This window comes from Rhodococcus sp. R1101, assembly GCF_000278445.1.
Taxonomy (GTDB): Bacteria; Actinomycetota; Actinomycetes; order Mycobacteriales; family Mycobacteriaceae; genus Rhodococcus; species Rhodococcus gordoniae.
Map to the genome: position 1 here is coordinate 1 of NZ_AJVB01000027.1, position 20,508 is coordinate 20,508.

The following is a 20,508-nucleotide window of genomic DNA, read 5'->3' on the forward strand; positions in this document are numbered from 1 at the left end:
CGGTCACCGCGGGTGACACCGCGACGATGTACGTGTGCGGCATCACCCCCTACGACGCCACGCACCTCGGCCACGCCGCCACCTACCTGACCTTCGATCTGGTCAACCGCATCTGGCGCGACGCCGGCCACGACGTCCACTACGTGCAGAACGTCACCGATGTCGACGACCCGCTGTTCGAACGCGCCGAGCGCGACGGCGAGGACTGGGTCGTCCTCGGCATGCGCGAGACCGCGCTGTTCCGCGAGGACATGGAAGCCCTGCGGGTGCTGCCTCCGCGCGACTACATCGGTGCCGTCGAGTCGGTGAACGAGGTCGTCGAACTCGTCGAGAAGCTCGTCGCCTCCGGTGCGGCGTACATCGTCGACGACGCCGAGTACCCCGACGTCTATTTCCGGACCGACGCCACCGAGCAGTTCGGCTACGAGTCCGGCTATGACCACGACACGATGATGCGGTTCTTCGCCGAGCGCGGCGGCGACCCGGAACGTCCCGGCAAGCGCGACCCGCTCGACGCCCTGCTGTGGCGCGCGCAGCGTCCCGGCGAACCGGCGTGGCCGTCGCCCTTCGGTGACGGACGTCCCGGTTGGCACATCGAATGCGCGGCCATCGCTCTCAACCGCATCGGCTCCGGTTTCGACGTGCAGGGCGGCGGCAGCGACCTGATCTTCCCGCACCACGAGTACTCCGCCGCACACGCCGAGGCCGTCACCGGCGACCGGCGGTTCGCCCGGCACTATGTGCACACCGGCATGATCGGCCTCGACGGCGAGAAGATGTCCAAGTCTCGCGGCAACCTGGTGTTCGTCTCCAAGCTGCGCGGTGAAGGTGTCGACCCGGCCGCGATCCGCCTCGGCCTGCTGTCGGGCCACTACCGCGTCGACCGGCCGTGGACGACCGAGGTTCTCGAGACCGCGCAGGCGCGACTGGCCTTGTGGCGGCAGGCAGCGGGGTTGTCGTCGGCAGCGTCGGCCGACGATGTGATCGCGCGTCTGCGGCAGCACCTCGCCGACGATCTCGACACCCCGAAGGCCCTCGAGGCCCTCGACGGGTGGGCGACGTTCGCCGTCGAGCGCGGCGGGGACGACGCATCGGCGCCGGGTCTGTTCGCCGACGCGGTCGACGCGCTGCTCGGTGTGAACCTGCGCTGACACGCACGGGTGAAGCCCGAGCGCACACCGTCTCGGGTCCGCTCGATGGGGAGGTTGTGTGCGATTCCGACGTCGGTGTCGCACACAGCCGCCCCGTACGTTTCAGCCACTCGGCTTATCTCGGAGCACCAGCACGCGAATGTCGTCCCCGTCGGGTTCGGCGGGTGCGGGGGCGCTTGTCGGCACCGATGACCACGTTCGACCACGTCCATCGGACGCCCGTGCCGCCGGGTGGCGGACGTCGTCCTGGTCCGAGTAGACACGCGCCCTGGCCGCGATCGCCGCGACACGCTACGATTGCGCCGATGACAACCTTCTCTGATCAAAGATTGGGGGCCCAGTTCACACACGGTGAGTGCTGATGCACACTCCGACCGTGAACGGGTTCGACTCCCGACTGTCCTTCTGGCTGCGCGTGCGTGAGTTCGCCGTACCGCCGTCCATGATCGAAGCTGCAACCGACCTACGTCTCGCCGGCGACTGGCGTGGCGCCTGCGCTGCAGCGGGATTCGATGTCGACATCGACCTACGCGTACTGCGCCACACGCACGGCTTCGACGTCGCATCACAGGTTTTGGACGATCTGCGTCACCTGGCCCCGGACCTGCTGCGCTGGCATCTACCGCGCGTGGCGCCCGACGGACTGCTGCGCCCGGGGCTGACCATCGCACTGGCCCGATACGGCCCTGATGGGCACCGAAAACCGTGTGGTGGAATCGGTTCGGCGCAGTTGGTGGCCCGGACCACGCCGGCCTGGGCGGACGCGGGGCAGAGGGTCGTCCTGACACTGTGGGACGGCCCGGATGCCGCGAACCATCCGCATCCCCGTCCCAACGGGCGTTTCCGATTGGACCTTCATCGGCATCTGTGGGACGCCCGCAGGTCCAACGAGCTACGAGTACGCTGCGGGACAGGGCAATTGCCGAACTCCGCGCTCGATCCTGGTCTGGGGGAGGCGATACCGAAGGGGTGCGCCGTCGACCGCTGGGCGGCAGAATCTCGCATTCTGCTCCGCGCGGACGGGCAGGGTGACGGTCCCGTGCGGGTGCGGTGTGGGGGCCGGTACGACGTGGTGATGGAGTCGGGTGGAGTCGATCCCGCCGCGGTACGCCTCGTGGACGACTACCCGCGCGGACGACTCGCCGCGTTGCCGGTGCTGCCCGATGCCGCGACCTGGGTATTGCCCGATCTGGAGCTGATCCGGTCGGGAGCGATCACCGCCGATCGGCTGCATCCGCTGGTCGCCGCCGCTCTGGATCCGGGTTGGAGGCCGCCGACGTCAACCTCGGAATCGAGGCCGGAGAATCGGATCAACCGTGTCGACTGCCGTGGTGAACAGCACCGGATCGGACTGGTCGACGGTGCCCTGACCGCACTCGACCATGATCCCGCCGAGATTCGGCGCGAGGAACTGCTCGCCCAACTGGGCGGCACACCGCTGCCGTGCCTGCAGGTCATCGACCAGACGCTTCGCCGTCCGGACTGTCTGCCGGGCGTCCGCGAACGTCTGGACCACGGAGACGCCGCCGGGGCGTTGGCGCTCGTCGAAGGGTTGCTCGGTCCCGATGCCGTCCTCCGCGACGGTCCTCTGCTGGACGAACTCCGCGCGGCCGCGGACCGCCGCAGCACGTACGACCGGTTCCGTTCCGCACCGGTGGAGCCGCCACCCGTAAGGCAACCTCGGCGCACAGGGCGGTCGCGCCGTACCCGTTCACGCTGACTCTTTCCCATTTTTCTCGAAATCCGCTGCGCTGCAGCGTGGCCGGCCGGCCACGTTCTGCCGCTCGACTCGATACCCAGGTGATGCACATGTCTTCCGCACTTCTTCCCGACCGGCCGCAGCACGATGAACTCGGCAGTGCTGCAGCACTGTTGGCGATGCTCGACTCGGTCACCACCGAACCTCGTTCCGACGACCGACTCGAGGCCCTCACTCTGGCGGTGGCCGCGGACCTACCGGTACTGCTGTGGGGCGAACCGGGCATCGGCAAGACCGCCGCCCTGACCCAGCTCGCCGAGGCCGTGGACCTCCCGCTGACCAGCGTCATCGCGAGCATTCACGAGCCGTCGGATTTCTCGGGCCTGCCCGTGCTCGGAGACGACCCGGCGACACGCGGGGTCCCGATGGCCCCTCCCGAATGGGCCGTCCGGCTCGTCGAAGCCGGCCGGGGACTGCTCTTCCTGGACGAACTGTCGACGGCACCGCCCGCCGTGCAAGCAGCTTTGCTGCGTCTCGTTCTCGAAAGACGAATCGGGGCACTGCAACTGCCACCCGGTGTCCGCATCGTGGCCGCCGCCAACCCACCGTCCTCGGCAGCGGACGGCTGGGAGCTGAGCCCGCCGTTGGCGAACCGATTCGTGCACCTCCATTGGACCTACGACCACGAGGTCGTCGTCCGGGGGCTCGGCGGGACCTGGCCACGTGCGACGCTGCCTCGCCTCGACCCGGGGAAGTTCGTCGACGCGGTGACGTTCGGCCGCCGTGCAGTCTGTGAGTTCCTCGCCGCCCGCCCGGCCCTCGTGCACCAGATGCCCAGCAGTCAGACCCGCCGTGGTGGCGCGTGGCCCTCGCCACGGAGCTGGGACATGACCGTGCGGTTGATCGCGTTCGCGACCGCCACCTCATCGTCGAAGGACGTACTGTCCCTGCTGGTCCGGGGGAGTGTCGGCGACGGGCCCGGATTCGAGCTGTTGGCCGCTGTCGAGCGCATGGATCTCCCGGACCCGGAGACGCTGCTCGCCGATCCGGCATCCGCCGATCTCCCCGATCGAGGGGATCTGCGCCAGGCCGTGCTCGACGCGGTCGTCGCCGCCGTCCGCCGACGGCCCGACAAGTCTCGCTGGGACGCGGCGTGGACAATCCTGGTCACCGCAGTGGAAACCGGGCCACCCGACCTCGTGGTCGTTCCTGCGACCACACTGGCTACTCTGCGGCGAGACGATTGGGAGCTGCCTGCGGCCATCGACCGGCTCGCCGGGGTCGTATCGGTGTCCAAGGCAGCGGACCACGCCCGTGACCGCGCCGCAGTACCGGCCGAACGATGACGGCGGCACCAGCGTTCGACGCTGACAAGATCTATGCCGCGCGGTTGTACGCCGCTCGCGCCCGGCCCTACCTCGCGACCGCCCTGTACGCACTGCACATCGTCAGCTCGCCTCGAGTGCCGACCATGGGCGTGGACGGGCACTGGCGCTGTTACGTCTCGCCTGCTTTCGTCGTTCAGCGGCCAGTGGAGGAACTGGCCTCGATCCTGGTCCACGAGGTGTCGCATCTGCTGCGCGATCACCACGGCCGCAGCGACCGTTACGCCCACGCACACGGACTGACTTCCCGCGCTGATCGGCTACGGATGAATCTCGCTGCCGATGCGGAGATCAACGACGACGCGTTCGGCGACGGGTTACCGACACCTCACGATGCCGTACTGCCGTCGACCCTGCGAGTGCCCGGCGGCCGGCTCATGGAGGAGTACCTGGGCGAGTTCGGCCTCGGTCCGTGGACCGACGCCGTGGCGTGGCTCGACTGCGGCAGCGGTGCCGACGGACTGCGCCGTGAGTGGGAACTGGGCCCGGAGGGGGCGAACGGGCTCAGCGACGAGCAGCGAGACGCAGTCCGATTCCGGGTGGCGCACAGCATCATCGGACAGCCGGGCAGCGCGCCCCGCGGGTGGCGGCGGTGGGCAGAGGAAGCCGTGCACCCGCCACAACCGTGGCGAGCCCTGCTGGGCGCGGCAATCCGCTCGGCCACATCCTCGTCGGGGGCCGGCGACAACTACACCTATCTCCGGCCGGCACGTCGCTCCGCCGCCGTGCCCGGCGCGATACTGCCGAGTCTGCGACGCAACCCGCCTCGGGTCAGCATCATCGTGGACACGTCGGGTTCGGTCAGCGACGCCGACCTGGGCAGTGCACTCCTCGAGGTCGCCGCCATCGCACGGGCCGTGGGTGGACGCCGCGACCTGGTCACGGTGCTGTCCTGCGACGCAGCGGCCCGGGTGGTGCACCCGCTGTGTCAGGCCGAGGACATTCCACTGTTCGGGGGTGGCGGTACGGATCTGCGCGCCGGATTCGAGAGGGCGCTGCGCAGTCGATTCCGTCCCGACGTGGTGGTCGTGCTCACCGATGGGCAAACCCCGTGGCCCAGTAGCCGTCCGCGATGCCGAACGGTGGTCGGGTTGTTCCCCCGGATCGCTCCCCGAAACGAATCGGACCCCGACTTCGTCCTCAGCCGACCACCGGAATGGGCGCAGGTGGTGGAGATCGGCACATCGCGCACCTGAGCGGCACCCGTACGCGTGCACGTGGCAGCTCGCGTACAGTGCATCCACTCCCTACTGGTTGCATAGGCAGTGTGCATTCCGTAGGAGTTCTAGCCTACGAATGCACACTGAAAGGACTGATGTGGGCAGGTTGCGTGGGATACCGCTGTCGGTCTAGCCGGCGCGCTCCACCCTGCGCATGTTCCGTCCCCAGGATGCTCCCGCGTGTATGCGCACCCGCGTCCCGAGCTGTCGCGGCTCGTCGACCGGGACGTCTTGCATCGGGTGGTCCATGGCTACTACATCGTCGTCCAGCAAGACCAGGTGGGGCGTCCGTGGCGGCCCGGTCTGGAAGCCGTTGCCGCGGGGATCGCCTCGACGATCTACGGAGCAGATCGAGTGGTGCTGACAGGTATCAGCGCAGCGCGGTTACTCGATGCGATTCCCCGTGCGCTGACGAATTCCGTCGTCGCCGTCCCTCGCGCGCACCCACCTCCCGAGCGGTCGTCTCAGCGAGGACATCGATCTCGTTGCTTTGGGTAATCGGAATGAGCTGGTACAGGCAAACCGACGATCGTCAAAGCCCTGATCCATCATCCGACGGTTGCAGGCCGAGGCGTGCTGCTCGTTGCACCCACCGGCAAAGCCCGCGTGCAACTGGCGAAGAAGGCCGACCACGATGCTGTCACCGTGGCTCAGCTCCTCGCCCGCAGCGATCGATATGACGGGAACACCGGACGGTACCGGGTGACGGGTGATCCCGGTAACCGCGCAAAATACGGCCTGGTCGTGGTGGATGAGGCGTCGATGCTCACGGAGACGATGCTTGCGGCGCTGATGGATGCTCTCGTGCCGCCGGACCGTCTCATCCTGGTGGGCGATCCGCGTCAGCTTCCTCCGATCGGCGAAAGAAGACCATTCGTCGATCTCGAACGCGCGGCGGACACGACGGACGCTGGCCGGCGGTCGCGCCTGGATGGGCGGAGTTGACTGTGCTGCGCGGCGCCGCCAGCAAGGGCACGTTCGCGACGATCTGATGCTGGCCAAGTGGTTTGCCGGTGACGAAATTCCGGAGGGTTTCGACGACGTCCGGAAACGAATCCGCCGCGGCGACAAGATGCCATCTCTACGTGCGGTCGCGTGGGAGGTACGGTCCTGGAGCAGGTGATAGATGATGTCCTGGCGACGAACTCGGTGTGCGCACGGGCGATGACGGCCGTTCGTTCGCGGCATCGTACGGAGCGGCAGTCGACCCGTACGTGAACTACTTCGATGCCGCCTCCCATATCGAGAAGTGGTAGGTACTTTTGCCATTCCGCATTTGCACGTACGGAGCCGTCCGGTTGAATCGGCACTTGAAGGAAACGCACCGCGGTTTCGAACTCCGCAAGGCACAAATGTGGGGTAAGAGTCGAAGCGTGCCTGAACCGCTCGCCCCCGAGCGAATCATGCTGGGCGACACGGTCGTCAATACCCGAAACAGGCCACGCGCGTGGTTCCGGTCCAAGGACGAAGGGGAGTCGAAGGGATATCTCACCAACGGCGAGATCGGCGTCGTCATCGGACAGATCAAGACCAAGGCCATGAAGAACCCGCCCTGGAACGGGCGAGTCGGATACTCCAGCCAGCTCGGCCGCCGCTTTCACCACCTCTGTGGGATCCTCCAAGACCGACGCGCCCGTTGAAATCGCATGGGCACTAACGGTTCACAAGGCGCAAGGCTCGGAATTCGGCCTGGTTGTGGTGATGCTGCCGGCGGGGGCGCGCCGAGTGTCTCGGGAATTGCTGTACGCGGCGTTGACGCGTCAGACCGATCGTGTGGTGCTCTGCCATGAGGGACCGATCGACGAACTTCTCGAGTTGACCCGTGCAAGCGGTTCCGACACCGGGCCGCTGGTGAACCTGGGCAGGCACGGCCACCAACCGCACGCTGCAGGCGTCGCTTCCGACACTGGTGGATTCCCGCCGGCGAGTCGATGAGAAGTCGCTGCGGTTGCTCCCGGGTATCACGTCGGCCGACGTACGCGCGGCTCTGGCCGATCCTGCGAAGGATTTGTCCGATCGATTTCGAGCAGCGATAGTCTACATCGGTCGACGCCAAAGGAATTGGTGTCCACATCTCAGGGGGAGGCGCCCCCCGGTGTTCGAAGCGGCCGGCTGTCCGGATCGGGAACCGGGATGTCGTACTTCTCCGACTCTGCGGCCGGAACGAGCATCAGGTCGCGACATGAAGGTCAGGCCCGTGCTTTCTCAGACATGTTGCGGGGCGTTACCGGTGCGTTGAGCCGTTGCCAGATGGCGGCGGCAGCGCTTTGCAACGGTATGCGGACCTGTTGCTCGTTGTCGACCCGCCGCGCCGGTCCGAACACCGAGACGGCGGCGGCCCGGCCGTATCCCTGTGGGCCGATAGGAGCCGCCAGACACGCGAACCCTTCAAGACAGCCGTCGCGCTTGTAGGCAATGCGGGATTCCCGCACACGCATGATTTCGAGGTCGACAACGCACGGTGACGATGCGAGTGCAAGCAGAGCCGTGCCGATGGTGGATTGTCGTGCCGGCGTTCTGCTGCCTGCCCGCGTCTTGATCGCGGGGACGGACTCACCGCCGATCCGTTCCAGATAGACGACGTCGTCACCGTCGAGAACCCCCAGCTGGACGATGCAGCCGGTCTGCTGATGAAGCCACCGCAGACTGGGCAGGGCCGCCAGGCGCAGAGCGTCGTCGTTGACAGCTGCCGAGCCCAGCTCGACCATACGCATCCCCAGCCGATACCTCATGCCCTCGCGTCGGAGCCAATCCAGGGCCACCAACTGCTCCAACGTCCGGTGCACCGATGCCTGCGGGAGACCGGTGACCAGAGCGACCTGGGTCAGGGTCAACCCCGCCGGGGACGTGCCTGCCTCGGCCGCGAAGACATCGAGGATCCGAGCCGCCCGCCGCAGGACTCCGGTCGGCGGCCGTCCCGGGTCGTGTCCCCCCGGTTCTCTCGAGTTCATTCCGTGTCCTTCGCACCGAGTAGAGAAAATCGCCGAGCGATCTGTGCTGCCTTTCGAGTAATAGCAGTTCATGTGTCCCGCATCGCCGATTCTTCCATTCACCGGAAGAATGGTTGGGGCTATACCGTTGAGGAGCCTGTAATCGGGGCATGACGGGAACACAGCGGTTTACACCCACAGCACTACTCGCCGGGCAGCGCGCCCTCGTCACCGGTGGGTCGGCGGGTATCGGTGCCGCGATCACCGCCGCGTTCGCCTCACACGGCGCGCACGTCCTCGTGGTAGACAACGCGCCGGCGCCGCCTCCCGCCTTCGACCTCGGCGCCGGAGGTACCGTCACGACCCTCCACTGGGACGTGCGCACCTCGCCGTGCCCGGCCGAAGTCGTCGATCATCGCCCATCCGTCGTCGTCAACAACGTCGGGCACTTCCTGCACCCACAGCAGCCGTTCACGGACAACGCCGCGTCGCTGTGGGACGAGCTGCACGAGATCAATTTCGCGCACGTCCTGCGCTTGACTCGGACGTTGCTGCCGGGGCTGATAGAGCGCGGCGGTGGATCGATCGTCAACCTGACGACGGTCGAATCACACCGGGCCATTCCCGGGCAGTCCGTGTACTCGGCATACAAGGCGGCGCTCACACAATTCACCCGGTCGTTGGCCGCAGAGGTCGGCCCATCGGGGGTCCGGGTCAACGCCGTCGCGCCCGACCTCATCGAAACGCCGCAGGTCCCGTACACCACCCTCGTCCCGCGCGACGACGTACCGTTGTGGCCCAACTGGTCGCCGCTCGGCGGCCCCGGGCAGCCCGAGGACGTCGCCGGAGCGGTCTTGTTTCTGGCCAGCGATCTGGCGCGATTCATCACCGGCGGAACCATTCACGTCGACGGCGGCACTCACGCGGCCGGCGGCTGGGTGCCGCGGGGAGCCGGATGGACCAATCGCCCCCGCTACCCCTGATCACCCCGACCCCCGAACTCACCCACCTTTCCGGAGGATGCCCAGTAATGAAGATCCTTGTTGTCGGTGGCACCGGCATGATCGGCGCCGCTACCGCGACTCTGCTCGAGCAGTCGGGAGATGATGTCACCGTTGCAGCGCGCGGCTCGATAGCCAGTACGTCGCCGGTGGCCGACTTCCCGGTTTTGATCGGTGACTACACAGTCCCCACCTTCACCGCGGAACAGCTGTCGGCGTTCGACGGCATCGTGTTCGCCGCAGGCCAGGACGTGCGGCACAAGCCGCGGGAAAGCGACGACCAAAGCTTCTGGCGCGACGCCCAGAGTGCCGGCGTGCCTCGCTTCGCCGCTCTCGCCAAGGAAGCGGGTGTGCGCCGTTTCGTGCAGGTAGGCAGTTATTACCATCAATTCGACGAGCGATTCGCCGACGGCAATCCCTACGTCACGGCGCGTAAGGAAGCGGACGAACGGACCCGGGCACTTGCCGACGATTCGTTCGTCGCGTGCACGTTGAACCCGCCGTCGATCATCGGAGCCGTGCCCGGCCCTTCCGCCGAGCGGTATCGCCGCTTCGTCTCATGGGCGGCCGGCAATGAGCCGCAGATCCCGGACTTCGCCCCGCCGGGCGGCACGAACTACATGTCCGCCGAGTCGCTGGCGCACGCGGTCGCTGGAGCACTGCGCAACGCCGCGCCCGGTGTTGCGTACCTGGTCGGCGACGAGAACCTTCCGTACCGCGAGTTCTTCCAGCGTCTTGTCGACGCCGCTGGTGGCGGGCGCACCATCGTCGAACGTAACGAACCGCACCCGCTCTTACCGGATGCGGCGATCATGCAGGGGCGCGGGAACACCATTTCCTATGAGCCCAGCGCCGAGACATTGCGAGTGCTCGATTATCCCCGCGAGGACTGCACCCGCGCGATCCACGGCCTCGTGAAAACTGTCCGCGAGTACGAACAGAGCCTGGCATGACCGACGGCAGCGACAAGCACATCCGGAAGGTCGCACTGTCGGCCCTGTTCGGAACGGTGCTGGAGTACTACGACTTCCTGCTGTACAGCACGATGGCCGCGCTGGTGTTCGGTGACGTGTTCTTTCCCGGGGAGAACCAGGCGGTATCGACGATAGCCGCCTTCGGAACCCTGGCCGTGGGATACGTTGCGAGGCCGTTGGGCGGGCTCATCTTCGGTCACTTCGGTGACCGCGTGGGCCGCAAACACATCTTGTTCGTGACGATGGCCCTGATGGGTAGCGCGAGCTTCATCATCGGCCTGCTACCCGGCTACGCGAGCATCGGCATGGCAGCCCCGGTACTGCTCGTCGTCCTGCGGCTCGTGCAGGGGATTGCCATCGGCGGCGAATGGGGTGGCGCCGCCTTGATGGTCGTCGAGCACGCTGATGCCGACAACCGCGGCAAGTGGGCCGGCGTAATGAATCTCGGCTCGCCCATCGGCTTTCTGATGGCAACCGTCGCGGTGGCGATCGTCAGTCTGCTACCCGACGAAGACCTGGAGACGTGGGGCTGGCGCGTGCCATTCCTGTTCAGCGCACTGCTGGTGGTGGTCGGCCTCTACATTCGTTCCCAGGTCGCCGAAAGCCCGGTCTTCGAGCAGGCGGTCAAGAAGGAGGCGGTCAAGAAGGAGGCGGCCACCACTGCCGACCGCATACCGTTGGCGCAGGTACTCAGGACGCCGCGTCCCGTACTGCTCGCCTGCGGTATCGGTATCGCGCCGTTCGCGATGACGGCGCTGATCACCTCGCACATCATCTCGTACACGACCGGGATCGGTTACGAACGATCCACCGTGATGCAGGTGCTGGTGCTGCTGTCGACGGTCTCACTGCTCGTCGTTCCACTGGCGTCGGCGTTGTCCGATCGTGTCGGTCGTCGACCGATCGTGCTCGCCGGCGCCGTCGCGGCGATGCTGTTCGCGTTTCCGTTGTACATGCTGGTGGACTCCGGCTCGGTGGTGTTGCTGGTGGTCGGCCTGGTCATCGGGCAGGTCATCCAGAACGTCATGTTCGCACCGCTGGTGCCGCTGCTGTCGGAGATGTTCGGTGCCACAGTGCGGTACACGGGAGCATCGTTGGGCTATCAGGGCGCAAGCCTGATCGGAGCCGGCTTCACGCCGCTGATCGCCAGCACCCTGCTCGCCACGCTCGGTGGGGGCAGTTGGCCGCTGAGCCTGATCATCGTCGTGACCGCTGGGATCTCGGTCGGCGCCATTGCGCTGACCGCCGAAACTCGCGGCGTAGCGCTCGGGGACGTCACCCCTGCAGGTGAGTCCGAAAACGTCCACGCTTCTGCGGAAAACTAGGGCCCAGTCGCCTGAGTCCGAGAGCTCGGTCGGACTCAGGCGGTGGGGTGAACGAGAAGAACTGCTGCAGGAAACAGGCCGAGCAACTCGACCTGCATCGACAATCAAAACGAATCCCTCATCGCGTTGTCCGGTCTGTCGTCAATACTTCCGGAGGACGGCATGAGCCCAGCAGCACGGACCTCGACGCCGAAAACCTCGAGGTAAAAGGAACTCCTTGATCGACATGTACGATCCTCGCACGTCGGATGTTCGGTGGGGGCACCACCGTGCACGAAATGCTCGGGGAATGTCGTTGACCCACAGCTCGTTCGGCCGCGCCCGATGGAACTTGCGGTCGACCGGATCGCCGACGGTGAAGACTCGTCACCGGATTCGGAAACCTTATGGTGAGCCAGGTCAACCGTGCACACAAACCGTTCCGACATCTGTATGGGGCCGGTAGGTAGCTGCCCGTGCCGGCTGCTCTGCTCCCGCAGTTCCTCGAGCTCTTACCGTCCGGGCACAGATCTGCGTTCACAGTAGGAACACAACTCTGACGACCGAGCGGACTCCCGTCGTGATTCCTGCAATGTGCTCCAACTGTGCGGGAATAGCCCGGTCGCCTGCATGTGTCCCATCTACGGTACGAAAGAATACGTTCGCACCATGGAAGCAGGTAGGGATGCAGGCGAAAGACGAGAGCCACCGCGGCTTTCCCGACCGGGATCGAGAGTCCGATCGCACTGGAGCCCCGCGCGGTCAACTGGCCATCGTCACCGGGGCGAGTCGTGGGATCGGGCGTGCGATCGCGCGACGCATTGCGTCGGAAGGCATTGCTGTAGCCGCGGTTTCACGGACAATGCGTGCAGGTGACGGCGAATTCACGGGCTCCCTCGAGGAGACCGTGGCGCGCATACGACACGATGGCGGCCGTGCTGAGCCCTTTGTCGCGGATCTCGGCCGGCCCGATCTCGACCGGGCAGAACTGGTTGCCCGGATCGAAGATGTCATGGGTTGTCGTGCCGACATTCTCGTCAACAATGTCGCCGCAGAAAGACGTTACGACATTCCCTTCACGGAGATGCGAAGGGAGTGGTTCCTCGATTCCGTGGAAACCAACGTGTGGAACACCTGGGACCTCATCAAAGCCGTGGTCCCGGGTATGCGTGAGCGTGGCGCCGGGTGGATCGTCAACATTTCCTCGCGGCAGGCAGGACCGCGCGTCGGTCCTCCGTTCCAGTTCCATCCGCTCGCCGGCTCAGTGCTGTACGGCGGCACCAAGGCCATGCTCGATCGGCTCACCACCGGCGCAGCGATGGAGCTGTATCCCGACAACATCGCGGTGAACAGCCTCGCCCCCAACCGCGGCGTCGCTACCGAGCACGCTGCCTCGGCCGTTCCGGGATGGCCGTCGGAACCGGAGGAGACGATGGCGGAAGCGGCGCTGCTCCTGTGTATGTCCGATCCCTCGCTGCTCACCGGGAAGGTAACTTACAGTCTGCCGCTGCTGCACGAGCACGACCGCGCCGTGCGCACACTCGACGGGCGCGGGCTGGTAGAGGGGTGGCAGCCGCACGAGCTGGACGAGTCCGGCTTCCTTCCCGATTACCTGCATTTTGCGCCTGCACCATCCGTACCCGAGTCGCTTCGTAGGTGACGCGGCTCCATCAACGCGGAGGCGCTGGAAAAGGCGCCTCCATCGTGTCGTCCACCAGTTGTGGACGGTCGGGGAGGCGGGTCCTGGATCATGCCTCCCCGATAGCGATCTTCTTGGCCCGCTTTCGTAACCGCGCAGTCGGACCCGGAGCATTTGGGCTCCCCGGTCCTACGAATGACCGGATCCACCCGTACACAAGAAGGTAGGACTTCGATGACCCGAATCACCGACATCCCCCCGGAGTTGACCGAGGCAACCGCGGCTCTCGTCGCTGCAACGCGCACGCTGATGTTGGCGGCGGCGACTACCACAGCAGATATCGACGCCATCCGCGCTGCGAGTACCTCGATTACGGAAGTGGCCGATACTCTCGGCGCGCGGCCGCGGAGTCGCCCGTTGCGTCCGGCGTTGGACGGGCCGGCACGGTCCCGAGAGACCGGCGGGCAGGTGCCATGGACGCAATTCAGCCACAACCCCATGGGTATTCCTCTGGCGATCTACTTCGGTGACGATGACGCACGAGCCAGGCTTGTGCCGAACGCGCTGCACGAGGGACCGCCGGACATCATGCACGGCGGGTTTGCCGCGCATTTGCTCGACTGCATGCTGGGCACGTTGATGCAGGCGCGTGGAGTCCGTTCCGTGACGGCGTCGCTCGAGCTGCAATACCCCCGGCCTACACCGCTGGGAGAGCCGCTGGATCTGTATTCGCGCATCGTCGACACCGTCGGCCGCAAGACCATCGCCGAAGGTTGGATCGAGTGCAACGGTGAACGCACCGTGGAGGCGCGGGGCATTTTCGTCAGCGTCATGCCCGTCGTGACCGCGCCTGTGCCCGGATAGGACGTCGGTCGAGGCCGGTGATCTTCTCGACACACCGACCTCGACCGCGGCCCTGCCCTGACCGGGAGAAGAGGCATCCGTATTTCACGGATAATGCACCGGGCCAGGAGAATTCGGTGCTTCCGGCCGCGGCCGACGACCGGATCGGTGCGGTGTGGTGCGGTGCGCGGAGAATGCGCATCGCAGCCGGAACCGACGTCGCCGTACTCGCCTTCGTCTACTACCTGCTCGGCTTCGATGTCCCCGCGGATCCGGGCGGTGACCTTCGTCTTTGTAGACGGGACCTTCGAGGACATCGAAGCCGACGCCGTGCGCATCCTCGTCAACTTCGGCGTGAATCCGCTGTCGTTGCCGTCCGCAGTTTTCCGACGCAGATCCTGGGTGCCGCGTCGCGGACCATTCAGGAACCGATGCCGGCGAGGATCCTGCGAGAAGCGATCGGAAGGTTGTTTGCGCGGCCACTCTCGACGAATTGAGTCCGAATGCGATGCTTGTCGTCCTCCGTGAGCGGCGAGTACTCGCTCGTACGAGTGGCGGCGTACCAGACTCGGTCGGCCTCCCACGCGGTGGCGCGCAAGGGGCCCTTGTGAATCTTGCCGCTCCCGGTGGTCGGAACCTCGTCGACCACGCGGATGTAGGTCGGTCGCCATTTGGTGCCGAGATCCGGTTGAGCGTCGATGAAGGTAGCGAAATCGGCGGGGTCGAAGGTGGCGTCTCCGGCCATCACGACCACGCACATGACCTGATCGCCCGTCTTGGGGTCGGGCACGGCGTAAGCGTGTGCGCCCGAGAATTCGGGGTACCGCGCCAGGACTCGTTCCAGCGGAGCGGCACCGAAGTTCTCTCCGTCCACGCGCATCCAGTCCGAGTCCCGGCCTGCGAAGTAGAAGTATCCGTCCGAATCCCGATACGCAAGGTCTCCTGTCCAGAAGTCTTCGCCACCGAACTTGAGTCGGTCTGCCATTGCTTCCGGATTGTTGTAATACCCTTCGAACGACGTGCCCCCTCCGAGGACCACGATCTCGCCTGTGGCCTCCTCGCCGTTGATCAGGGCGCCGTTCTCGTCGAATCGGGCGCGCGGGCATTCGATGTTGTCGTCGTTTCGGACCTCTGCGACCGCGCCGGATGCCGGGAGCCCGAGAGAGTTACGTGGCGAACCGGGAACCGGCACGATGCGGATCGCACCCTCGCTCGCGCCGTAGCCCTCCCGCACTTCGCCGCCGAATCGGGCGCGGAACGCATCGACTTCGGCGGGGGAGGCCTCCGACCCGAAGGCGACCTCCAGATCGTTGACGCTGTCGTCGGGCGATTCCGGCACGCCCAGGATGTAACTCAGTGCGCGTCCGACATAGTTGAAATACGTGACCTTGTGTTCGCGGATATCCTTGCCGAAGGCGCTGGCCGAGAACTTGCGCACCATCACCACCGTCGAACCCTCCTGCGCGGCGGCGGCCAGGTTCATCATGATCGCGTGGCCATGGAACAGCGGCAGCATCAGGTAGGAGACCGAATTGCGGTGCAGCGAGATGCGGTCGGACATCTTCTCCGTGAGCCTTCCGAGCCTGCCCTGTGAGCAGATGACCGCTTTCGGTGCTCCGGTCGATCCCGAGCTGAACAGCAGTAGATAGATCGACTGCGGGTCGAGGCGGAGATCGGGGACCGCGGCACCGGAATGAGTGTTCAACAACTCGGCGTACTCGGCGGAGGCCACGTCCAGGACACGGTCTGCCGGCACGGCCAGGTGATCCGGATCGATACTGTTCAAGTGGAGGGGCTCGGTGACCACGAGATCGCATTCGGCATGGGCGATGTCGTGTCGAAGCTCGGTGCCCCGTCGGGTCGGGTTGATGCCGACGATCACATCACCGCTCAGTGCCGCAGCGAGCAGCCAGAACACGTAGTCCGGCACGTTCTGCAGGAGAACTCCCACGTGTCGTTGGGTGCGTCCGGGGCGTGGCTGGACGAAATCGTGCAACAGCGAGGCGCGAACGGCCGCTTCCCGCACTATTTCGTCCCAGCTCCAGGTCGAGCCTTCGAATCGCAAACCCTCGTGATCGTCCCCGATTCGAGATCTGACCACCTCGGCGAACGTCTCCATCAACCGTCTCCCTCGTGAGTTCGGACCGGTAAGTGCGCACCACAATGCAACCGCAGAGTAGTTGAGCAAGCGCTTGGTTTATACTCCGACCGTAGATGTGGCGCGTCCCACTGTCAACTTCGCGCGGTCTTGTAGAGCCGTTGTCGGGGTACGACATTCGGCGCCGTTCCGTCACCCCGGCCGCCGGGGGACGGTCGAGTCCCGGCGGGGGAGTAGAACGCCAGCTCTGGACGGAAATCGTTGCTGCATAGGCTTGTACGTCGACACCGACGCGAGGCGTGCGCAGTGCCGGTAACCCCACCGTCCGCCGCGGGCCAGGTTGCCGGCGCGTGTTCCATCCAGCGGGAGCGTTCGCCGAAAAAGTCGCGTATCGTCCCCACCAAGCAAGTGCTAGGTAAACTCGCGAGAGGAGTTGTCGTGACAATTCGGATGGACCAAGGTGTGTCGAGTGGACCCGCGCGTGTGCCTCGCCCGGGCGTGGTGGAACGCCTCACGCAGATCCTCGACGCCTTTGCCGACGGCCCCCAGCACATGCTGCTCGAAGACATCACCCGGGCCACGGGACTGCCCCGCTCCACCGCATTTCGCCTCTTGACCCAGCTTGTCGATCTGCACTGGCTCGAGCGCGGATCTCGGGGCTACCGCCTCGGCGTCCGGGTGCAGCGGATCAGTGGGCGTGTGGGCGATTATTCCGAGCTCCGTGCGGCCGCCTACGACGTTCTCAACGAGCTGCAATCGAGAACCGGTGGGGTCGCGCACTTGACTGTTCTCGAAGGCACGTCGGTCCATTTCCTGGACAGGATCGGTGGCGTAGCACGCAACGGGATTCCGTCTCGGGTTGCGGTACGGGTGCCGGCTCAGGACACGGTCAGTGGGCGAGCCCTCCTTGCCTGTCTGATACCCGAGCAGGTAGAGCTGCTCATGTCCCTGGGTGAACATCCCCTCCCTACCGACAGACTGTCGGCTCTGCACGCGCAACTGAATCGGGTGCGGCAACAACGCGGTGTGTCGCACGTACCCGGCGAGAAGTGCCCGCTGACCATCAGTGCCGTAGCAACACCGGTGCGCGGCCCGGACGGCGCGATCGCCGCCATCTCGCTCGCATGCCGCGGCGTGGTCGAACTCGGCAGGATGGCCCCGCTGGTCAGATCGGCCGCTCGGCGCACCTCCGAACTGCTGTTTCCGACCTCGGCAGAACGTCGGTTACGGACAGTCCACCGCTCCTCGAACGATCTTTACTGACGCGCGGAATCGCCGCGCCACCCGGGTCGGCTTCGGAGCTGTCGTCCCGGGCGGCAGAAGTCGCCCGGGACGAACACTCTCCTGTATTTCGACGCCGCTGACCTATCCGGCGCACGCCATCAGGCCGAGGACCCGATCGGCGGTGCGGAATCGAGTTGGCTGCCGAGTTCGGCAGCGATCGCATCGGCGCTTCCCAGGGTGAAGGCGGCCTGCCGCCCCCAAAGGAAGTAGCGATGGATGGGGAAGTCGACGTCTGCGCCGATTCCGCCGTGCAGGTGCTGCGTGGCGTGTACGACGCGCAACCCGCCACGCGAAGCCCACCACTTCGCGGTCAGGCACGCCGCCTCCGCCTCGTCCTCACGACCGGCATCGAGCAGCCATGCGGCCCGATATGTGGTAAGGCGGATCGACTCTGTGTCGAGGTACGCGTCGGCGGCACGCAGAGCGACAGCCTGATTGGTGGAAAGGGGCCGGCCGAACTGAACTCGCTCCGAGGTGTACGACGCCGTCATGCGGAGCGCCTCTGCACACACACCCGACTGGAAAGCGGCAAGTGCGACCCGGAGGCGTCGTCGGACCCACGCAACAATTTCGGTTCCGTCACCCGAAAGCTGGTCGTGGGCAGGAATTTCGGCATCTCCGAATCGGACGGCGGCGGCGTTTTCGCGGCTGGTCACAGCGAGCGGTTCGACGGTCACGCCGGCCGAATCGGTGGGAAGCACTGCGACGACGACCGAACCGTCGTCGCAGACCACAGGAGCAACGATCCCCGCAGCCACGGCACCGCCGGACACGGCGGTGATCGCCCCGTTCACGACCAGGGTGTCCCCCTTCCGGATCGCCGAGAGGGTCGAGTGTCCGCCGGGCGCGGACTCGAATGCGCCGGTGAGCAGCGTGGTGCCATCGAGCAACCCCGGCAGTAGTCGATCGATCTGTTCGGCGCTGCCGAACTCGGCAATCGGTAGCGCGGCGCCGGCCACCACAGACCACAACGGTATCGGTGCTACTCGCCGCCCCTGCTGTTCGAGCAGCGAAACGAGACCGAGCATCCCCATCCCCGCGCCTCCGGACTTCTCCGGGAGTGCGACCCCGAGCAACCCGGCTTCGGCCAGCGCCTGCCACAAGACACGGTCGAACCCGTTCTCTCGGGTCTCGACCTCGACCACACGATCCACCGTGGCGAGCGAAGTGAAGATCTGACCGGCCAGGTCGCCGAGTGCCGATCGGTCATCATCGAATTCGAAATCCATTGTCAGCTCCTCGTGCTGGACTGGGCCTCGGGACGACGCCGAGCGGCGAGTGTCATGCCCAGGCACTTGGCCGCCACGATCTCCCGCATCACCTCGTTCGTGCCGCCACCGAAGGTGTTGTTCTGTGCTCGGCGTGCGAGCGTTTCGACCCGGCCTTGGATCGCTGCTCCAGGCGTTCCCGGCCGTAGTAACCCGACCGCGCCCAGAACTTCCTGCAGCCGCCCGTATGCGGTGACGACCGCCTCGGTGCCGAACACTTTCGCTGCCGCGGAGTCACCGCCTCCGAGAGTGTTCGCGGCAACGTCCGCGACCAGGCGCAGATTTATCAGATCGGCCGCGCCGAGCAACGTATAAACCTCGGCCAGCGTGCTACGAACCCAGGGAAGGTCGTACACCGCTCCGGACCCCGCCGGCTCTTTCTTCGCCCAGTCGAGGACCTCGTCGTACAGCTGGTTCGCGATACCGCCACGCGCAGCGAGCGCCACTCGCTCGTGGTTGAGCTGATCGGTGATCAGCCCCCAACCACCGTTGAGTTCGCCGACCACGTTGGTCAGTGGCACCCGCACGTCTTCGTAGTAGGTCGCCGAGGTACTGATCCCGCCGACCGTGTGAATCTCGGTGACCGAGAAGCCCGGTGCGGTCGTGGGAACCAGGACTACGGAGATGCCCTTGTGGCGGGCCGCGTCGGGATCCGTCCTTACCGCGAGCCACACCCAGTCGGCGTAGACTCCGGCGCTCGTGAAGATCTTGTTGCCGTTGATGACCAGCTCGTCACCCTCGATTCGAGCGCGAGTCTGCAACGCAGCAAGATCGGTTCCGGCGCCGGGCTCGGTGTAGCCGATCGCGAAGATCAACTCGCCGGACAGGATCTTCGGGATGAAGAAATCCTTCTGTTCCTGGGTGCCGTACTTCATCAGTGCGGGGGCGACAGTGTTGAGTGTGACCAGCGACAGGGGGGCGTTGGCTCGAATCACTTCGTCGTAGAACACGTACAACGCCTCGGGATCGTCGCCGCTGCCGCCGTACTCCTCGGGCCTGCCGAGCCCGAGCCAGCCGTCCGCGCCCATCTGCCGAAGGATCCGGTCGAAGACCGGCCCTCCTTCGGTCTGGTCCACGAGGGCACGTCGGTCTTCTTCATCGATGGTGCGCGCGAAGTACTCCCGCAGCTCGGTACGTAGCCGCCGTGACTTCTCGGACAGTTCGGGATGCATGTCGCCTCCTGCGATTCGAGTCTCGATCAACGCCATTGAGCGGCGAAATCGTTGATGACCGTGAAAATTCGCTCCACTTCGCTGTCCGTGAGTCCGTGACTCATACCTAGGGTCATGCCCCGTTCGAACACGGCATCGGCTTCGGGCAGCCCGTCTTCGGGCTGGCGGAACTCGATCCCGGACATCATCGGATGACGAGTGATGTTGCCGCTCCACACCGTTCGGGTGTCGATACCCTGTCCTTCGATGTACTCCTGGATATCGCTACGTGTGAAGGGCGCATCGGCGTTGATCATCACCGGGTAGCACAGCCACGCGGTGTCGAGACCTTCGGGCTCGACCGGCGTCGTGAAGAATTCCGGGAAGGCTCCGTACGCCGAAGTGTAGGACGCGAAGGTCTTCCGGCGACGCTCGTAGTTCTGTGCCAGCTTGTCGAGCTGGACCACGCCGTAGGCAGCACCGAGCTCGGAAGGCTCGAAGTTCCACGGCATGAGGTCGAAGATGAAATCGTTGTCGTAGTCGACGCCGTCGAGCTGCTCG

Annotated in this window: 18 protein-coding genes; 13 read left to right on the forward strand and 5 right to left on the reverse strand. The window is 65.8% G+C overall.

Features of this window, described 5'->3' with window-relative positions; all coding sequences use genetic code 11:
- From mshC to R1101_RS29205, 7 genes are all read left to right on the forward strand, one after another.
- Positions 1–1,151, forward strand: a 1,151-nt coding sequence (gene mshC / locus R1101_RS0104110; RefSeq protein WP_016932222.1) for a cysteine--1-D-myo-inosityl 2-amino-2-deoxy-alpha-D-glucopyranoside ligase, incomplete at its 5' end; no start/stop codon positions are given.
- 355 nt (positions 1,152–1,506) lie between these two features.
- The gene (locus tag R1101_RS0104115) at positions 1,507–2,871 is read left to right on the forward strand and encodes a hypothetical protein (RefSeq protein ID WP_016932223.1); all 1,365 of its coding nucleotides are present in this window, start codon (positions 1,507–1,509) and stop codon (positions 2,869–2,871) included.
- Between the two features lie 83 nt (positions 2,872–2,954).
- Positions 2,955–4,196: an AAA family ATPase gene (locus R1101_RS0104120; protein WP_016932224.1), complete on the forward strand. Its 1,242-nt coding sequence runs from the start codon at positions 2,955–2,957 to the stop codon at positions 4,194–4,196.
- Complete coding sequence (locus R1101_RS0104125) at positions 4,193–5,431, forward strand: vWA domain-containing protein (RefSeq protein WP_016932225.1); 1,239 nt, start codon at positions 4,193–4,195, stop codon at positions 5,429–5,431. The genes R1101_RS0104120 and R1101_RS0104125 overlap by 4 nt, the downstream gene beginning before the upstream one ends.
- A gap of 567 nt (positions 5,432–5,998) precedes the next feature.
- Positions 5,999–6,400: an AAA family ATPase gene (locus R1101_RS29195; RefSeq protein ID WP_232284671.1), complete on the forward strand. Its 402-nt coding sequence runs from the start codon at positions 5,999–6,001 to the stop codon at positions 6,398–6,400.
- A 428-nt stretch (positions 6,401–6,828) separates the two neighbouring features.
- On the forward strand, positions 6,829–7,095 hold the full coding sequence (locus tag R1101_RS29200; RefSeq protein WP_157179117.1) for a hypothetical protein: 267 nt from the start codon (positions 6,829–6,831) through the stop codon (positions 7,093–7,095).
- Complete coding sequence (locus tag R1101_RS29205; RefSeq protein WP_081494023.1) at positions 7,064–7,390, forward strand: C-terminal helicase domain-containing protein; 327 nt, start codon at positions 7,064–7,066, stop codon at positions 7,388–7,390. Before R1101_RS29200 ends, R1101_RS29205 begins: the two co-directional genes overlap by 32 nt.
- Positions 7,391–7,644: 254 nt before the next feature.
- Here the strand turns inward: R1101_RS29205 and R1101_RS0104145 are convergent, their stop codons facing one another.
- The gene (locus tag R1101_RS0104145; RefSeq protein WP_016932229.1) at positions 7,645–8,406 is read right to left on the reverse strand and encodes an IclR family transcriptional regulator; all 762 of its coding nucleotides are present in this window, start codon (positions 8,404–8,406) and stop codon (positions 7,645–7,647) included.
- A 149-nt stretch (positions 8,407–8,555) separates the two neighbouring features.
- On the opposite strand from R1101_RS0104145, the gene R1101_RS0104150 reads away from it, so the two are divergent.
- The 5 genes from R1101_RS0104150 to R1101_RS0104170 all read left to right on the forward strand — a co-directional run bounded on the left by R1101_RS0104150 (position 8,556) and on the right by R1101_RS0104170 (position 14,167).
- A complete protein-coding gene (locus tag R1101_RS0104150; protein WP_016932230.1) occupies positions 8,556–9,368 on the forward strand; it encodes an SDR family NAD(P)-dependent oxidoreductase in 813 nt (270 codons plus the stop codon).
- A gap of 47 nt (positions 9,369–9,415) precedes the next feature.
- The gene (locus tag R1101_RS0104155; RefSeq protein ID WP_016932231.1) at positions 9,416–10,339 is read left to right on the forward strand and encodes an NAD-dependent epimerase/dehydratase family protein; all 924 of its coding nucleotides are present in this window, start codon (positions 9,416–9,418) and stop codon (positions 10,337–10,339) included.
- Entirely contained in the window at positions 10,336–11,685 is a 1,350-nt protein-coding gene (locus tag R1101_RS0104160; protein WP_016932232.1) for an MFS transporter, read from the forward strand. The genes R1101_RS0104155 and R1101_RS0104160 overlap by 4 nt, the downstream gene beginning before the upstream one ends.
- A 664-nt stretch (positions 11,686–12,349) precedes the next feature.
- Positions 12,350–13,324 carry an SDR family NAD(P)-dependent oxidoreductase gene (locus R1101_RS25820; protein ID WP_081494024.1) on the forward strand — a complete coding sequence of 325 codons (975 nt, stop codon included), beginning with the start codon at positions 12,350–12,352 and terminating at the stop codon, positions 13,322–13,324.
- A gap of 213 nt (positions 13,325–13,537) precedes the next feature.
- Entirely contained in the window at positions 13,538–14,167 is a 630-nt protein-coding gene (locus R1101_RS0104170) for a PaaI family thioesterase (protein ID WP_026002855.1), read from the forward strand.
- A 400-nt stretch (positions 14,168–14,567) separates the two neighbouring features.
- Here R1101_RS0104170 and R1101_RS0104175 read toward each other — a convergent pair whose 3' ends face one another.
- A complete protein-coding gene (locus R1101_RS0104175; RefSeq protein WP_016932235.1) occupies positions 14,568–16,265 on the reverse strand; it encodes an AMP-binding protein in 1,698 nt (565 codons plus the stop codon).
- A 480-nt stretch (positions 16,266–16,745) separates the two neighbouring features.
- Between R1101_RS0104175 and R1101_RS0104180 the strand changes: the two genes are divergently transcribed.
- Entirely contained in the window at positions 16,746–17,507 is a 762-nt protein-coding gene (locus R1101_RS0104180) for an IclR family transcriptional regulator (RefSeq protein ID WP_016932236.1), read from the forward strand.
- Positions 17,508–17,626: 119 nt separating this feature from the next.
- Here the strand turns inward: R1101_RS0104180 and R1101_RS0104185 are convergent, their stop codons facing one another.
- The 3 genes from R1101_RS0104185 to R1101_RS0104195 form a co-directional block, all read right to left on the reverse strand.
- Entirely contained in the window at positions 17,627–18,757 is a 1,131-nt protein-coding gene (locus R1101_RS0104185; protein WP_016932237.1) for an acyl-CoA dehydrogenase family protein, read from the reverse strand.
- Positions 18,758–18,759: 2 nt separating this feature from the next.
- Positions 18,760–19,968, reverse strand: a complete 1,209-nt coding sequence (locus R1101_RS0104190; RefSeq protein ID WP_026002857.1) for an acyl-CoA dehydrogenase family protein — start codon at positions 19,966–19,968, stop codon at positions 18,760–18,762.
- 26 nt (positions 19,969–19,994) lie between these two features.
- Positions 19,995–20,508 (reverse strand): DegT/DnrJ/EryC1/StrS family aminotransferase (locus tag R1101_RS0104195; RefSeq protein ID WP_016932239.1); only part of this gene is annotated, 514 nt, incomplete at its 5' end.

What these genes read in the sequence shown, in the direction of transcription:
- R1101_RS0104120 (WP_016932224.1), top strand. Translation starts at nt 2,955, where the DNA reads ATGCACATGTCTTCCGCACTTCTTCCCGACCGGCCGCAGCACGATGAA.
- R1101_RS0104125 (WP_016932225.1), top strand. Translation starts at nt 4,193, where the DNA reads ATGACGGCGGCACCAGCGTTCGACGCTGACAAGATCTATGCCGCGCGG.
- R1101_RS0104145 (WP_016932229.1), bottom strand. Translation starts at nt 8,406, where the DNA reads ATGAACTCGAGAGAACCGGGGGGACACGACCCGGGACGGCCGCCGACC.
- R1101_RS0104150 (WP_016932230.1), top strand. Translation starts at nt 8,556, where the DNA reads ATGACGGGAACACAGCGGTTTACACCCACAGCACTACTCGCCGGGCAG.
- R1101_RS0104155 (WP_016932231.1), top strand. Translation starts at nt 9,416, where the DNA reads ATGAAGATCCTTGTTGTCGGTGGCACCGGCATGATCGGCGCCGCTACC.
- R1101_RS0104160 (WP_016932232.1), top strand. Translation starts at nt 10,336, where the DNA reads ATGACCGACGGCAGCGACAAGCACATCCGGAAGGTCGCACTGTCGGCC.
- R1101_RS25820 (WP_081494024.1), top strand. Translation starts at nt 12,350, where the DNA reads ATGCAGGCGAAAGACGAGAGCCACCGCGGCTTTCCCGACCGGGATCGA.
- R1101_RS0104170 (WP_026002855.1), top strand. Translation starts at nt 13,538, where the DNA reads ATGACCCGAATCACCGACATCCCCCCGGAGTTGACCGAGGCAACCGCG.
- R1101_RS0104175 (WP_016932235.1), bottom strand. Translation starts at nt 16,265, where the DNA reads ATGGAGACGTTCGCCGAGGTGGTCAGATCTCGAATCGGGGACGATCAC.
- R1101_RS0104185 (WP_016932237.1), bottom strand. Translation starts at nt 18,757, where the DNA reads ATGGATTTCGAATTCGATGATGACCGATCGGCACTCGGCGACCTGGCC.
- R1101_RS0104190 (WP_026002857.1), bottom strand. Translation starts at nt 19,968, where the DNA reads ATGCATCCCGAACTGTCCGAGAAGTCACGGCGGCTACGTACCGAGCTG.